The 14,161-nt window shown below is 70.9% G+C and carries 11 protein-coding genes; 7 read left to right on the forward strand and 4 right to left on the reverse strand.

What is annotated here, in order from left to right; translation table 11 throughout:
* Positions 1 to 54: 54 nt before the first annotated feature.
* Complete coding sequence (ileS, locus tag A6P39_RS30345) at positions 55 to 3,198, reverse strand: isoleucine--tRNA ligase (RefSeq protein ID WP_067042599.1); 3,144 nt, start codon at positions 3,196 to 3,198, stop codon at positions 55 to 57.
* Positions 3,199 to 3,803: 605 nt separating this feature from the next.
* On the opposite strand from ileS, the gene A6P39_RS30350 reads away from it, so the two are divergent.
* From A6P39_RS30350 to A6P39_RS30375, 6 genes are all read left to right on the forward strand, one after another.
* Positions 3,804 to 4,919, forward strand: coding sequence for a TraR/DksA family transcriptional regulator (locus tag A6P39_RS30350; protein ID WP_067042602.1), 1,116 nt, complete (start codon positions 3,804 to 3,806; stop codon positions 4,917 to 4,919).
* A 67-nt stretch (positions 4,920 to 4,986) separates the two neighbouring features.
* On the forward strand, positions 4,987 to 5,640 hold the full coding sequence (lspA, locus tag A6P39_RS30355; RefSeq protein ID WP_067042605.1) for a signal peptidase II: 654 nt from the start codon (positions 4,987 to 4,989) through the stop codon (positions 5,638 to 5,640).
* A gap of 66 nt (positions 5,641 to 5,706) precedes the next feature.
* Positions 5,707 to 6,651, forward strand: coding sequence for an RluA family pseudouridine synthase (locus A6P39_RS30360; protein WP_067042608.1), 945 nt, complete (start codon positions 5,707 to 5,709; stop codon positions 6,649 to 6,651).
* On the forward strand, positions 6,648 to 7,118 hold the full coding sequence (locus tag A6P39_RS30365) for a GNAT family N-acetyltransferase (RefSeq protein ID WP_067042611.1): 471 nt from the start codon (positions 6,648 to 6,650) through the stop codon (positions 7,116 to 7,118). Before A6P39_RS30360 ends, A6P39_RS30365 begins: the two co-directional genes overlap by 4 nt.
* Positions 7,119 to 7,192: 74 nt before the next feature.
* Entirely contained in the window at positions 7,193 to 8,779 is a 1,587-nt protein-coding gene (locus tag A6P39_RS30370; RefSeq protein WP_067042613.1) for a Na+/H+ antiporter, read from the forward strand.
* A gap of 168 nt (positions 8,780 to 8,947) precedes the next feature.
* On the forward strand, positions 8,948 to 9,688 hold the full coding sequence (locus A6P39_RS30375; RefSeq protein ID WP_067042617.1) for an SDR family NAD(P)-dependent oxidoreductase: 741 nt from the start codon (positions 8,948 to 8,950) through the stop codon (positions 9,686 to 9,688).
* A gap of 66 nt (positions 9,689 to 9,754) precedes the next feature.
* On the opposite strand, the gene A6P39_RS30380 is transcribed toward A6P39_RS30375, so the two are convergent.
* Positions 9,755 to 10,861: a mechanosensitive ion channel family protein gene (locus tag A6P39_RS30380; protein WP_067042620.1), complete on the reverse strand. Its 1,107-nt coding sequence runs from the start codon at positions 10,859 to 10,861 to the stop codon at positions 9,755 to 9,757.
* 104 nt (positions 10,862 to 10,965) lie between these two features.
* Between A6P39_RS30380 and A6P39_RS30385 the strand changes: the two genes are divergently transcribed.
* Positions 10,966 to 11,544: a dienelactone hydrolase family protein gene (locus A6P39_RS30385; protein ID WP_067042623.1), complete on the forward strand. Its 579-nt coding sequence runs from the start codon at positions 10,966 to 10,968 to the stop codon at positions 11,542 to 11,544.
* A gap of 9 nt (positions 11,545 to 11,553) precedes the next feature.
* Here the strand turns inward: A6P39_RS30385 and A6P39_RS30390 are convergent, their stop codons facing one another.
* Both A6P39_RS30390 and A6P39_RS30395 read right to left on the reverse strand, forming a co-directional pair.
* Positions 11,554 to 13,224: an alkaline phosphatase D family protein gene (locus A6P39_RS30390; RefSeq protein WP_067042627.1), complete on the reverse strand. Its 1,671-nt coding sequence runs from the start codon at positions 13,222 to 13,224 to the stop codon at positions 11,554 to 11,556.
* Between the two features lie 94 nt (positions 13,225 to 13,318).
* Positions 13,319 to 14,128, reverse strand: coding sequence for a thioredoxin domain-containing protein (locus A6P39_RS30395; RefSeq protein WP_067042630.1), 810 nt, complete (start codon positions 14,126 to 14,128; stop codon positions 13,319 to 13,321).
* Positions 14,129 to 14,161: the final 33 nt, after the last annotated feature.

The following is a 14,161-nucleotide window of genomic DNA, read 5'->3' on the forward strand; positions in this document are numbered from 1 at the left end:
AGAAAGGCCCGGCCTGCGCAGCGCAGACCGGGCCCTTCCCGAACCACCCGGCGCTTACACCTTCCGCAGCCGGAACGTGAGGGACAGCCCCTCGTCGGTGAACGGCTCACCGAAGCTGTCGTCGGCCGCACCCTGCTGGAAGTCCGTCGACAAGACCTCGTCGGCGATCAGTCCGGCATGCTCGGCCAGCGCGGCGGCCACCGCAGGGTCGGTCGACGCCCAGCGCAGCGCGATCCGGTCGGCCACGTCCAGGCCGCTGTTCTTGCGTGCCTCCTGGATCAGCCGGATCGCGTCACGGGCCAGGCCCGCCTGCCGCAGCTCCTCGGTGATCTCCAGGTCCAGCGCCACCGTGGCACCGGAGTCGGACGCCACCGACCAGCCCTCGCGCGGGGTCTCGGTGATGATCACCTCGTCCGGGGCGAGGGCGACCGTCTCACCGTCGACCTCCACCGACGCCCTGCCCTCACGCAGCGCGAGGGACAGCGCGGCGGCATCCGCGTTCGCGATCGCCTTCGCCACGTCCTGCACCCGCTTGCCGAACCGCTTGCCGAGCGCACGGAAGTTGGCCTTGGCGGTGGTGTCCACCAGCGAGCCGCCCACCTCGGCGAGTGAGGCCAGCGAGGAGACGTTCAGCTCCTCGGTGATCTGGGTGTGCAGCTCCGGGTCCAGGGACTCGAAACCGGCCGCGGCGATCAGCGCGCGGGACAGCGGCTGACGCGTCTTGACGCCCGACTCCGCGCGTGTGGCACGGCCCAGCTCCACCAGCCGGCGGACCAGGACCATCTGCTTCGACAGCTCCGGGTCGATCGCCGACAGGTCCGCCTGCGGCCAGGCGGCCAGGTGCACCGACTCCGGCGCGCCCGGGGTCACCGGCACGATCAGGTCCTGCCACACTCGCTCGGTGATGAACGGGGTGATCGGCGCCATCAGCTTGGTGACCGTCTCCAGCACCTCGTGCAGCGTGCGCAGCGCGGCCTTGTCGCCCTGCCAGAAGCGGCGGCGCGAGCGGCGGACGTACCAGTTGGACAGGTCGTCGACGAACGCGGACAGCAGCTTGCCGGCACGCTGGGTGTCGTACGCCTCCATCGCCTGGGTCACCTGGTCGGTGAGGGCGTGCAGTTCGGACAGCAGCCAGCGGTCGATCAGCGGGCGCTCGGCCGGGGCCGGGTCCGCCGTGCTGGGCGCCCACTGCGACGTCCGGGCGTACAGCGCCTGGAAGGCGACCGTGTTCCAGTACGTCAGCAGGGTCTTGCGGACGACCTCCTGGATGGTGCCGTGGCCCACCCGGCGGGCCGCCCACGGGGAACCGCCGGCCGCCATGAACCAGCGCACCGCGTCGGCGCCGTTGGCGTCCATGAGCGGGATCGGCTGCAGGATGTTGCCCAGGTGCTTGGACATCTTGCGGCCGTCCTCGGCCAGGATGTGGCCGAGGCAGACGACGTTCTCGTACGACGACTTGTCGAAGACCAGCGTGCCGATGGCCATCAGCGTGTAGAACCAGCCGCGGGTCTGGTCGATCGCCTCGGAGATGAACTGCGCCGGGTACCGGCTCTCGAACAGCTCCCTGTTCTTGTACGGGTAGCCCCACTGCGCGAACGGCATCGAACCCGAGTCGTACCAGGCGTCGATGACCTCCGGCACGCGCGTGGCCGTCTTGCCGCAGCCGTCGTGGCGGCAGGCGAAGGTGACCTCGTCGATGTACGGCCGGTGCGGGTCCAGGTTCGACTGGTCGGTGCCGGTCAGTTCGGTCAGCTCCGCGCGGGAGCCGACACAGGTGAGGTGGTCGTCCTCGCAGCGCCAGACCGGCAGCGGGGTGCCCCAGTAGCGGTTGCGGGACAGCGCCCAGTCGATGTTGTTGTTCAGCCAGTCGCCGTACCGGCCGTGCTTGACCGTGTCCGGGAACCAGTTGGTCTTCTCGTTCTCCTGGATGAGACGGTCCTTGATCGCCGTCGTGCGGATGTACCAGGAGGGCTGTGCGTAGTAGAGCAGCGCGGTGTGGCAGCGCCAGCAGTGCGGGTAGCTGTGCTCGTACGGGATGTGCTTGAAGAGCAGACCGCGCTGCTGGAGGTCCTCGGTGAGCTTCTCGTCCGCCTTCTTGAAGAAGACGCCGCCGACCAGCGGGACGTCCTCCTCGAAGGTGCCGTCCGGGCGGACCGGGTTGACCACGGGCAGGCCGTAGGAGCGGCAGACCTTGAGGTCGTCCTCACCGAAGGCGGGGGACTGGTGGACCAGACCCGTGCCGTCCTCGGTGGTGACGTACTCGGCGTTCACCACGTAGTGCGCCGGCTCCGGGAACTCCACGAGTTCGAACGGACGCCGGTACGTCCAGCGCTCCATCTCGGCGCCGGTGAAGGTCTGGCCCGTGGTCTCCCAGCCCTCGCCGAGCGCCTTGGCGACGAGCGGCTCGGCGACGACGAGCTTCTCCGCACCGTTGGCCGCGACGACGTAGGTGACCTCCGGGTGCGCGGCGACCGCCGTGTTGGACACCAGGGTCCAGGGGGTCGTCGTCCACACCAGGAGCGCGGCCTCGCCGGCGAGCGGACCGGAGGTGAGCGGGAAACGGACGTACACGGACGGGTCGACGACCGTCTCGTAGCCCTGCGCCAGCTCGTGGTCGGACAGGCCGGTGCCGCAGCGCGGGCACCAGGGCGCGACCCGGTGGTCCTGGACGAGGAGCCCCTTGCCGAAGATCTCCTTCAGCGACCACCAGACGGACTCCACGTACTCGGGGTCCATGGTGCGGTAGGCGTCGTCCAGGTCGACCCAGTAGCCCATGCGGGTCGTCAGCTCGGCGAAGGCGTCGGTGTGCCGCAGGACCGACTCGCGGCACTTGGCGTTGAACTCGGCGATGCCGTACGCCTCGATGTCCTGCTTGCCGGAGAAGCCCAGCTCCTTCTCGACGGTCAGCTCCACGGGCAGGCCGTGGCAGTCCCAGCCGGCCTTCCGGGCCACGTGGTAGCCGCGCATGGTGCGGAAGCGGGGGAAGACGTCCTTGAAGACGCGTGCCTCGATGTGGTGGGCGCCGGGCATGCCGTTCGCGGTGGGCGGGCCCTCGTAGAACACCCACTCGGGGCGGCCCTCGGACTGCTCCAGGCTCTTGGCGAAGATCTTCTGCTCGCGCCAGAAGTCGAGCACGGCGTGCTCAAGAGCGGGCAGGTCGACCTGTGCGGGCACCTGGCGGTACGTCGGCGCTGTCATCTGCGAGCATCCTCCAACGGACTTGCTGCCTTCCGTCGGAGGGACGAGAGCCTTCGTTCCTGTCTACGCCGTGTGCGGCGCGCTCCCGCGGTACCACCCTCCTTGGCCCGCCGGCGCTGCCTACGCTCCGGTGAGCCCCCTCATTGGGGTCGCGAAGCCGGTTCTACTCGCCCTGGCCCGGTGGCTGTGGCTTTCTTCCGGCGGCTCCGGGGTGATCTTCACGTCGCGCTCGCCCCCGGGCTCACACCGTCCCCGGGTCGCTCTGGGCTGCGTACGCCGCTACTCGTCCCCATCCACGCTTCTCGCTCCGCCCAGTGTACGGCGCCGGGCGGACAGCGGCTGACCGGATTTCCGCCGAGCGGGGCCGTACGCCTCGTGACCGGGCGGGATGACCCGAATGGCGAGGGCAGGCGTGTGCGCCTGCGGCCCGGACCGTCCTGGCGGATTACCCGGCGGGGAGCTGGGCACAACGGATGCAGGCCCGCTGCTCGGGGGGTGCGGGCGGGCGAATCGGGCGGTGTGCCCCGTTGCCGCGGGACTCAAGTCGATTTATCGTCCCAGCACGATTCGCGAGCAAGATCACAATATGTGAAGGGGCCGCGGCCATGGTGGCGAAAAAGACCGCCGTACAGCAGCCGTCGACCGGCCGGGCCAGCGGCACGGCCGCGGGGGAGGCGGCCGCGAAGGGCACGGCCGCCAAGAAGACGGCTGCGCGGAAAACGGCTGCGAGGAAGGCGCCGGTCAACAGCGCACCGGCCAAGAAGGCACCGGCCGAGAAGGCGGCTGCCAAGAAGGCTCCGGCCGGGAAGGCCGCTGCGAAGAAGGTCATCGCGAAGACCGCGGCGGAATCCGCGACGGAACCCGCGACGAAGACTGCCGAGGCCGCGCAGGCCGTGAAGGCCGCGAAGGGCGCGGAGGCCGTCGACGCCACGGAGGTCGTGGACGCCACGGAGGTCGCGACGGCGGCGAAAGCCTCGAAGAGGAAGACCGCGAAGAAGACGGCCGCGAAGCAGACGGCGGTCGAGGAGCCGGCGGCCGAGAGGGCTGCCGGGAAGAGAGCCGGGAAGAAGGCTTCGGTGAAGGGGGTGGCGGTGGAGGAGACGGCCGTCGAGGAGCGGGCCGGGAAGAAGGCCGGCGCGAGGAAGAAGGCGGCCGCCGCGGGCGTCTCCACGGAGGCGGCCGGGAAGAGCACGGCCAAGAAAGCGGGCGCGGCGCGGGCCGCGAAGCAGACGGGAGCCACGACAGTGGTTGCGAAGAAGACTCCTGGCACGGCCACGGCCGAACAGAGCGCCGTTCCCAAGGCACGGATCGCCGCGGCGGAGCCCGGTGAGCTGGCGGTGCGCCCCGGCGAGGCCCCCTGGACCCCGGAAGAGGTCGCGGAGGCCCGTGCCGAGCTGCAGTCCGAGGTGGAGCGGCTGCGCGCCGAGATCAGCTCCTCCGAGGCGTCCCTCGTCGGACTGATGCGGGACTCCGGGGACGGCGCGGGCGACGACCAGGCCGACACCGGGACCAAGAACATCACGCGCGAACACGAGCTGGCGCTCGCCGCCAACGCGCGCGAGATGCTGATCCAGAACGAGCACGCCCTGGAACGGCTGGACGCGGGCACCTACGGGCTGTGCGAGAACTGCGGCAACCCCATCGGCAAGGCCCGGATGCTGGCCTTCCCCCGGGCCACCCTGTGCGTGGAGTGCAAGCAGAAGCAGGAACGTCGCTCCTGAGCGTGAGGGGCCGGGCGGGCGTGCCGTACCCTCGTCCTCAGTCAGGCACCTAGGTTGAGGGACTCACGTGGCAGAGGCGGAGCGCATCATCGGTACGCCAAAGACCCCGGACGACAGCGGCGAGCGGACGGCGGCGGCCGGAGCGCCGGCGGGCTCCGGTGCGTCCGCCGCGACCGGTGCGACCGGTGCGACCGGCGAGGACCGGCCGAAGGCCCCGGCGCAGGTGCGGGACGGCCGCGGGCGCCGGATCGCGGTGCTGTTCGCGGTGGCCGCGTTCGCGTACGCCCTCGATCTGATCAGCAAGACGCTCGTGGTCGCCAAGCTGGAGGGCCACGAGCCGATCAAGCTGGTGGGAGAGCTGCTGGAGCTGCACGCCATCCGCAATCCGGGCGCCGCTTTCGGTTTCGGGGCCGCGTTCACGGTGATCTTCACGCTGATCGCCGCGGCGGTGATCGTGGTGATCATCCGCCTCGCCCGCAAGCTGTACAGCTTCCCCTGGGCGATCGCCCTCGGCCTGCTGCTCGGCGGCGCGCTCGGCAACCTCACCGACCGGATCTTCCGCTCGCCCGGGATCTTCGAGGGCGAGGTCGTGGACTTCATCGCCCCGAAGGGCTTCGCGGTGTTCAACCTGGCCGACTCGGCGATCGTGTGCGGCGGCATCCTGATCGTGCTGCTGTCCTTCCGCGGCCTGGACCCGGACGGCACGATCCACAAGGACTGACGGCGCCGCCCGGAGTTGTCCACAGGCACGTTCGGGGCGGTCCGGGCCGTCCGGCATACTCGACGGGTGAGCACGATTCCCGAGATCCGTACCCTGCCCGTGCCCGACGGCCTGGAGGGCGAGCGTGTCGACGCCGCCATCTCCCGCATGTTCGGCTTCTCCCGCACGAAGGCGGCCGAGCTGGCCGCAGCCGGCAAGGTGCAGGTCGACGGCGCGGTGGTCGGCAAGTCCGAGCGCGTGCACGGCGGCGCCTGGCTCGAGGTCGAGATGCCGCAGGCGCCCGCGCCGGTGCAGGTGGTCGCCGAGCCGGTCGAGGGCATGGAGATCGTGTACGACGACGGTGACGTGGTCGTGATCGTCAAGCCGGTCGGCGTGGCCGCGCACCCCTCGCCCGGCTGGAGCGGCCCCACCGTCATCGGCGGCCTTGCCGCGGCGGGCTACCGGATCTCCACCTCCGGGGCCGCCGAGCGCCAGGGCATCGTGCACCGTCTGGACGTCGGCACCTCCGGCCTGATGGTGGTCGCCAAGTCGGAGCGGGCGTACACCTCGCTCAAGCGCCAGTTCAAGGAGCGCACGGTCGACAAGCGCTACCACACCCTGGTCCAGGGCCACCCGGACCCGACGAGCGGCACCATCGACGCCCCCATCGGCCGCCACCCGAACCACGACTACAAGTGGGCGGTCACGGCCGACGGCAAGCCCTCCGTGACCCACTACGACCTCCTCGAGGCGTTCCGCGCCGCCTCGCTGCTCGACGTGAAGCTGGAGACCGGCCGCACCCACCAGATCCGCGTCCACATGTCCGCCCACCGCCACCCCTGCGTCGGCGACCTCACCTACGGCGCCGACCCGACCCTCGCAAAGCGGCTGCGCCTTTCCCGCCAGTGGCTGCACGCCGTGCGGCTCGGCTTCGAGCACCCCGCGGACGGGCAGTGGGTGGAGTTCGGGAGCGACTACCCCGAGGACCTGCAGAAGGCCCTCGACCAGGTCCGCGAGGAGACGTACGCGTGAGCGTGCCGTCGTACGCCGTCAGGGTCGCCGAGGACCTCGCCGACCGCGAGGCCTGCTTCGCGGTCCGCAAGGAGGTGTTCGTGCGCGAGCAGGGCGTCGCCGAGGACCTCGAGTACGACTCCTACGACGCCGGCGCCGTGCACGTGCTGGCGGTCCGCGAGGACGGTGTGCCGCTCGGCACCGGGCGGCTGCTGCACGGCGGGCCGGCCGTCGCGAAGACCGGAGCGGACGCGTCGGTGGGCTCCCTGGGGCGGCTCGCCGTGTCCCGGGCGGCGCGCGGGCTCGGGGTCGGCGCGGCCCTGGTGCGGGCCATCGAGGACGCGGCACGCGCGCGTGGCCTCACCGCGGTGGACCTGCACGCCCAGACCCAGGCACTGGGCTTCTACGAGCGCCTCGGCTACGTGGCCTACGGCCTCGAGTTCCCGGACGCGGGCATGCCGCACCGGGCGATGCGCCGGGCCCTGTAGCGGCGCGCGCTCCCGGTGCGCCGATGGCAGGCTTGAGACCTGCCGTGTGATCGTCGACCCCCGGAGCGCCGGCCGTGGATCAGTTGGCCCTGTTGTTCATCCTGCTGCTCGGGGCCCTGGTGAGCGTTCCGGTGGGGGACCGGTTCGGGGTGCCGTCGCCGGTGCTGATGACGCTGTTCGGTGGGGCCCTCGCGGTGGCCGACTTCGTCCCCAACGTGAACATCCCGCCCGAGCTGATCCTGCCCGGGCTGCTGCCGCCGCTGCTCTACGCCGCCGTACGCCGCACCTCCTGGCGGCAGTTCGCGGCCAACATCCGGCCGATCTTCCTGCTGGCCGTGGCCCTGGTGTTCGTGACGACGGTGAGCGTGGCGTACGTCGCCAACGCGATCGTGCCCGGCCTGCCGATCGCCGCGGCCGTCGCCCTCGGCGCGCTCATCGCCCCGCCCGATCCGGTCGCGGCGACCAGCGTCGCCGGACAGCTCGGGCTGCCGCGCCGCCTGGTGTCGATCCTGGAGGGCGAGGGCCTCTTCAACGACGTCACGGCCATCGTGCTGTACCACGTGGCGATCGCCGCGGTCGTGAGCGGCACCTTCTCGCCGTGGCGGGCCGGCCTGGACCTCGTGCTGTCCGCCGTCGTCGCGGTTGCCGTGGGCCTGGTCCTCGGCTGGGGCGCGAACAAGCTGATGGACCTGCTGGGCGATCCGACACTGCAGATCGGCATGACCCTGCTGGTGCCGTACGCCTCCTACGTCCTGGCGGAGAAGCTGCACGGCTCCGGGGTGCTGGCGGTGCTCACCACGGCGCTCTTCCTCGCCGAGTACGCCACCGACGCCGACGACGTGATGACCCGGCTGGCCGGGCACACCTTCTGGGACATCATCGACACCCTCGTCACCGGTGTGGCCTTCGGGCTCATCGGTCTCGAGCTGCACAACGCCATCCGTACGGCCCAGGGCCGCTGGGGCGAGCTGCTCGGCTGGGCCGCGGCCGTCGTGGGTGTGGTGATCATCGTACGGCTGGTCTGGCTGCTGCCCGCGACCTGGCTGACCAAACGGCTGCACGCGCGGCGCGACTACGACGAGGAGATCCCGGTCAGCTGGCGGGAGACCGTCGTGATGTGGTGGTCCGGGATGCGCGGCGTGGCCTCGGTGGCGCTGGCGCTGGCCGTCCCGCTGAAGACCGAGGACGGCTCCCCCTTCCCCGACCGGGACGAGATCGTCTTCATCGCCTTCGGGGTCATCATCGTCACACTGGTGCTCCAGGGACTCACCCTGCCGTGGCTGGTCAAGCGGCTCGGGGTGCGGGCCGATTCCGAACGGGAGAAGGAGTTCGAGAAGGAGCTGGCGGTGCGCGCGGCGAGGGCGGCCAAGCGCAGGCTGCGGGAGATCGAGCAGGTGGAGGACCTGCCCGAGGACCTGGCGGAGCAGATGCTGCGGCGCGCCTTCGACATCGGCATCCGGATCAGCCCGGACATGGGGGAGGAGGAGCGCCGGGAGGCTCAGCACCAGCGGGCCAGGCGGCTCAGGCGCATCCGGCGCATCCAGAACGAGATGATGAGCGCGGCACGGCACGAGGTGCTGGCGGCGCGGAGCGAGCCGGGGTCGGACCCGGAGATCGTGGACCGGGTGCTGCGCCATCTCGACGTGCGCAGCCTGCGGTGAGGTGTGCCGAGCCCGCGGTGCGGTGTGCCGAGCCTGCGGTGCGGTGTGCGGGGCGTGCGGCCGGCGGGGCAGGCACTTGCGCACAGGGGCGGCCTATCAGTCGTACAAATGTGTCGTAGCTGTGGAAAACTCCGGCACCGTCCGGCGGTCCGTGCCTACTCTCGGATCATGACGCGCAACATCGTGATCAGTGGAGGCGGTACGGGCATCGGGCTGGCGACCGCGCAGGCGTTCGCGGCGGACGGGGACCGGGTGCTGCTGCTCGGGCGGCGGGCCGAGGTGCTGGAGAAGGCCGGTGTGCCCGGGGCGCTCACCTGTGCGGCAGACCTCTCAGAGCCCGATCAGGTCCGCGGGGTGGCCCGCATCGTCGCCGAGGAGTTCGGCACGGTCGACGTGCTCGTGCACAGCGCGGGCGGCGCCGGACATCTGGAGGCGCCGTCCGGCAGCGAGGACCCCCTGGAGCGGGTGGCCCACGACTGGACGGTCAATTTCAGACAGAACGCGCTGACGGCCGCGCTCCTCACCGAAGCGCTGAAGAGCCGGCTCGCCGAGCCCGGCGGGCGGGTGCTCTTCATCAGTTCCATCGCCGCCTACCGGGGTTCGGGCACCGGCGCCTACGCGGCGGCCAAGGCGGGCCTGCACCCCTACGCGCACGACCTGGCCCGGCAGCTGGGGCCGCGCGGTATCACCGTGAACGTGGTCGCGCCGGGGTTCGTCGAGGACACCGAGTTCTTCGGGGACACCATGGACGAGGCCCGGCGGGCGAGACTCGTCGGCGACACACTGACCGGCCGCGCCGGGACCCCGGGCGATGTGGCGGCGACGCTGCACTGGCTGGCCTCGCCCGCCGCCGGGCACGTCACCTCCCAGGTGATCCAGGTCAACGGCGGCGCGGAACGCGGGCAATGACGCCCTGACCGGCGCCACGCCGAGCCCGGCCGGCGGACCTGACCGGACCCGACCCGACCGGACCGGTCAGGCCCGGCCGGTGCGCGGGTGCTCGCGGTCCTTGCGCAGAGAGGTGCCGTCGGGGGAGGGGAGGCGTTGCGGCGGGAGCACCGCGGCGGAGGTGTTGACCCGGGGGAGCGCATAGCGGTGTTCCCGCACCAGCCAGGTGATCATCTGCTCGCGGACCGCGACCCGTACCGTCCAGATGTCGGCGGAGTCCTTGGCGGTCATCAGGGCGCGCACCTGGAGGGTGTTCGGCGTGCTGTCCGTCACCACCAGGCTGTAGGCACGGCCGTCCCACGCCGGGCACTCGCGCAGGATGTCGCGCAGCTTCTCGCGCATCTCCTCGACGGGCGCACTGTGGTCGAGGTGCCAGAAGACGGTGCCGGTCATCTCCGGGGTGCCCCGCGACCAGTTCTCGAAGGGTTTGGAGGTGAAGTACGACACCGGCATGGTGATCCGGCGCTCGTCCCAGGTCCGTACCGTCAGAAAGGTCAGGGTGATCTCCTCGACCGTGCCCCACTCGCCGTCCACGACGACCGTGTCGCCGATGCGCACCATGTCACCGAAGGCGATCTGCAGCCCGGCGAACATGTTGGACAGCGTCGACTGGGCGGCGACACCGGCGACGATGCCGAGGATGCCCGCCGAGGCCAGCAGCGAGGCCCCGGCCGCACGCATCGCCGGGAACGTGAGCAGCATGGAGGCGATCGCCACGACGATGACGATCGCCGAGACCACCCGCATGATCAGCTCCACCTGGGTACGCACCCGGCGGACCCGGGCCGCGTCCTGGTGGACGCGCGCATAGCGGCTGTAGGTGGTCTCGACGACCGCGGCGGCGATCCGGATCACCAGCCAGGCGGTGGAGCCGATCAGCACCAGGGTCAGGGCGCGGGCGATGCCGGCCTGGTGCCGTTCCAGCATCTTCGCCTGGTCGTACGATCCGCGGAGCAGGGCGGTGCACAGCACGAGCTGGTAAGGGATGCGAGCGCGGCGCAGCAGCTCCCACAGCGGAGAGTCGTGGTCGCGTTCGTCGGCCTTGCGCAGCAGCCGGTCGGTGGCCCACCCGATGGCCACGGTGATCAGTACCGAGGCGCCTATCACGATCACAGGGCGGAGTGCGTCTTCCATGCCTGCGCTCCTAACCGGTGCCCGGCGGGCATGAACATGTGAGTTCGTGCCGTCCCAGGACACGGCGGCTCCGGTGGCGTCGCACCGGCTGGCACCATGGCCTCATGAACATCATGCTCATTCATTCGACCTACGGCCTCAGGCCCGCGGTGCGCGATGCCGCGGACCGGCTGCGCGGGGCGGGCCACGAGGTGTGGACGCCCGACCTCTTCGAGGGCCGCACGTTCGACACCGTCGAGGAGGGCATGGAGTACACGGAGGACACCGGCAAGGACGAACTGCTGAAGCGGGCCGTGCTGGCGGCGGCGCCGTACTCGGACCGGGGGCTGGTCTACGCCGGGTTCTCCTTCGGTGCCTCCATAGCCCAGACCCTCGCCCTCGGCGACGACAAGGCGCGCGGGCTGCTGCTTCTGCACGGCACGTCGGACATCGCGCCGAACGCGCGGGCGGACGACCTGCCGGTGCAGCTGCACGTGGCCGAGCCGGACCCGTTCGAGACGGACGACTGGCTGAGCGCCTGGTATCTCCAGATGGGCCGGACGGGCGCCGACGTGGAGGTCTACCGCTACGCGGGGGCCGGACACCTGTACACCGACCCCGCACTGCCGGACTACGACGCCGAGGCCGCCGAGACCACCTGGCGGGTGGCGCTCGGCTTCCTCGACGGCCTGGAGAACGCGTAGCCGTACGCCCTACACAGGGTCGTAGGTCCGCTCGACCTTCTGCGTGCCGCTGCGGGTGCGGTACGAGCGCTCCCACTTCGAGGTCGCGTTCGCGTCGGTGCGGTCGGACAGGACGTAGTAGTCCATCTGCGCGCGGTCGGCGGTGATGTCCAGCACGCCGTAGCCGTGCCGGTCGGTGTCGACCCAGTGGACGTGCCGGTTGGCGGCCTCGATGAGCGGCGCGGCGACGGCGGAGACCGTGCCCTCGGGGACCTTGACGATGTCATCGAGGTTGTCGGAGGTCACCGAGGTGATCACGAACTCGGTGGCCGCCGACGGCGACAGCGGGTAGGTGCCCGCGTCCACCGGCACGTCGTTGGCCCAGGACATGTGGATGTCGCCGGTCAGGAAGAGGGTGTTGCCGATGGCGTTCGAGCGCAGGTGGTCGAGCAGCTCGCGGCGGTCGTGGGTGTAGCCGTCCCACTGGTCGGTGTTGACGCCGATGCCGTCCTGCGGCAGGTCGAGCAGCTTGGCGAGCGGCTTCAGCAGGTCGGCGGTGAGGGAGCCGATGACGAACGGGGCGATCATCACCGAGTTGCCGACCAGCCGCCACTTGGTGTCGGAGGCCTTGAGCCCGGCCTTCAGCCAGTTGAGCTGGGCGCGGCCGGTCATGGTCCGGGTGGGGTCGTCCACCGAGCCGCTGCCGGCGGACGCCTGCTGGGAGCGGAAGGAGCGCAGGTCCAGCAGGGAGAGATCGGCGAGCTTGCCGAAGCGCAGCCGGCGGTAGGTCGTGCCCTCGATGGCGGGGCGGACCGGCATCCACTCGAAGTAGGCCTGCTTGGCGGCCGCCTTGCGGGCGGTCCAGGTGCCCTCGGCGCCCTCGGTGTGGTTGACCGCGCCGCCCGACCAGGCGTTGTCGGCGAACTCGTGGTCGTCCCAGATCGCCACGACCGGCGCCTTCAGGTGCAGGGCCTGGAGGTCGGGGTCGGTCTTGTACTTGCCGTGCCGGGTCCGGTAGTCGGCGAGCGTGATGATCTCGCGTGCGGGCGCGTGCGGGCGCACGACCGTGCCGCGGGCCGCGTACTCGCCGGACTTGTACTCGTAGATGTAGTCGCCGAGGTGCAGCCAGGCGTCCAGGTCGTTGCGGCTCGCGAGGTGACGGTAGGCGGCGAAGTAACCGGCCTCCCAGTTGGCGCAGGTGACGACGCCGAAGCGCAGGCCGGACACGGCGGCGTCCGCCGCCGGTGCGGTGCGGGTGCGGGCCACCGGGGAGTCGGCGGCGCCGGCCGAGAAGCGGAACCAGTAGTCGGTGGCCGGCTCCAGGCCGCGGATGTCGGCCTTGACGGTGTGGTCGGAGGCGGCGGTCGCGGTGGTGGAGCCCTTGGCGACGACGTCCGTCAGCGCCTTGTCCTTGGCGACGACCCAGCTCACCTCGGTGTCCGGGCCGAGCCCGGAGCCCGGTACGGCCTCCGGGACCGGGGTCACCCGGGTCCACAGCAGGATGCCGTCGGGCAGCGGGTCGCCGGAGGCGACACCGTGCAGGAAGGCGGGGGCCTGGCCGGTCGCGCGCGCCGGAAGGGCGGCGGCGAGCGGACCCGCGAGAACAGCGGTCGCCGCCGCGGCCTTGACGACCGTGCGGCGGCGGGGAGAGAGGGAGCCGAGGCCACGTCGCGCCTCGGATGATCGGTTTCGACTGGTCACGACCGAAGATGTTACTGATCAGTACAAACGAGAGAGCGGGCGAACCTGGAAAGTTCGCCCGCTCTTCACTCGACGGCCGGTTCCTGACGGGGCGTCAGCCCTTCATGGCCGAGGCGATCGCGTTGTTGAAGTCGGGCACGGTCAGGATCACCTTGCCCCCGTTGAGCTGCTTGCCGTCCACGACGAAGCCCGGGGTGCCGGTCACGCCGTCCTTGTTGTCGTCGAAGGTCTTCGACATCGCCATGGCCCAGGCGTCGTAGGTGCCCTTCTTGACCGCGTTCTGGAACTGCGTGTTGTTCTTCAGCGCGGGGACGGTGTCGGCGACCTGGATGAGGTAGTTGTCGTCCTTGAACTTGTCGTCCGTCTCGTCCGGGTGCCACTTCGCGGAGTAGAGCGCGGACTTGTACTCGAGGAACGCCTCGTCGCTGACGTTCAGCGCGGCGCCCAGGGCGCTCAGCGCGTTCTTGGAGCCCTGGCCGTTGTCATGGCTGTCGATGAACGTGGCGCCGACGTACTGGTACTTGAACTTGCCGTCGTCGATGTCCTTCTTCAGGGTCGAGCCGACGTTCTGCTCGAACTGGGCGCACACGGGGCAGCGCGGGTCCTCGTACATCTTGAGGGTCTTCTTGGCGCTGTCCTTGCCGATGACGACGGTGGTGCCCTTCGTGCCCGTCGTGTGGGCCGGCGCGACGACCTTGGCGGTCTTCATGCTCTCCCAGTAGCTGGGCTTGTTGGCCTGGACGACGGCGTAGCCTATGCCGCCGGCCGCGGCCAGCACAGCCACGGCCGAGGCGGCCACGACGACCTGCCGCTTGGCCTTGTCGCGCTTGGCCTGCCGCTCGCGCTCCTGGCGCAGCCGCTCCCGGGCCGCCGTCTTCGCCGCCTGGCTGTTCCGCTTGCTCATAGTGTGATCTCCATGTGGGACGCGCACGTGCCG

This window comes from Streptomyces sp. FXJ1.172, assembly GCF_001636945.3.
Classification (GTDB): domain Bacteria; phylum Actinomycetota; class Actinomycetes; order Streptomycetales; family Streptomycetaceae; genus Streptomyces.

What these genes read in the sequence shown, in the direction of transcription:
- ileS (WP_067042599.1), bottom strand. Translation starts at nt 3,198, where the DNA reads ATGACAGCGCCGACGTACCGCCAGGTGCCCGCACAGGTCGACCTGCCC.
- A6P39_RS30350 (WP_067042602.1), top strand. Translation starts at nt 3,804, where the DNA reads ATGGTGGCGAAAAAGACCGCCGTACAGCAGCCGTCGACCGGCCGGGCC.
- A6P39_RS30375 (WP_067042617.1), top strand. Translation starts at nt 8,948, where the DNA reads ATGACGCGCAACATCGTGATCAGTGGAGGCGGTACGGGCATCGGGCTG.
- A6P39_RS30380 (WP_067042620.1), bottom strand. Translation starts at nt 10,861, where the DNA reads ATGGAAGACGCACTCCGCCCTGTGATCGTGATAGGCGCCTCGGTACTG.
- A6P39_RS30385 (WP_067042623.1), top strand. Translation starts at nt 10,966, where the DNA reads ATGAACATCATGCTCATTCATTCGACCTACGGCCTCAGGCCCGCGGTG.
- A6P39_RS30395 (WP_067042630.1), bottom strand. Translation starts at nt 14,128, where the DNA reads ATGAGCAAGCGGAACAGCCAGGCGGCGAAGACGGCGGCCCGGGAGCGG.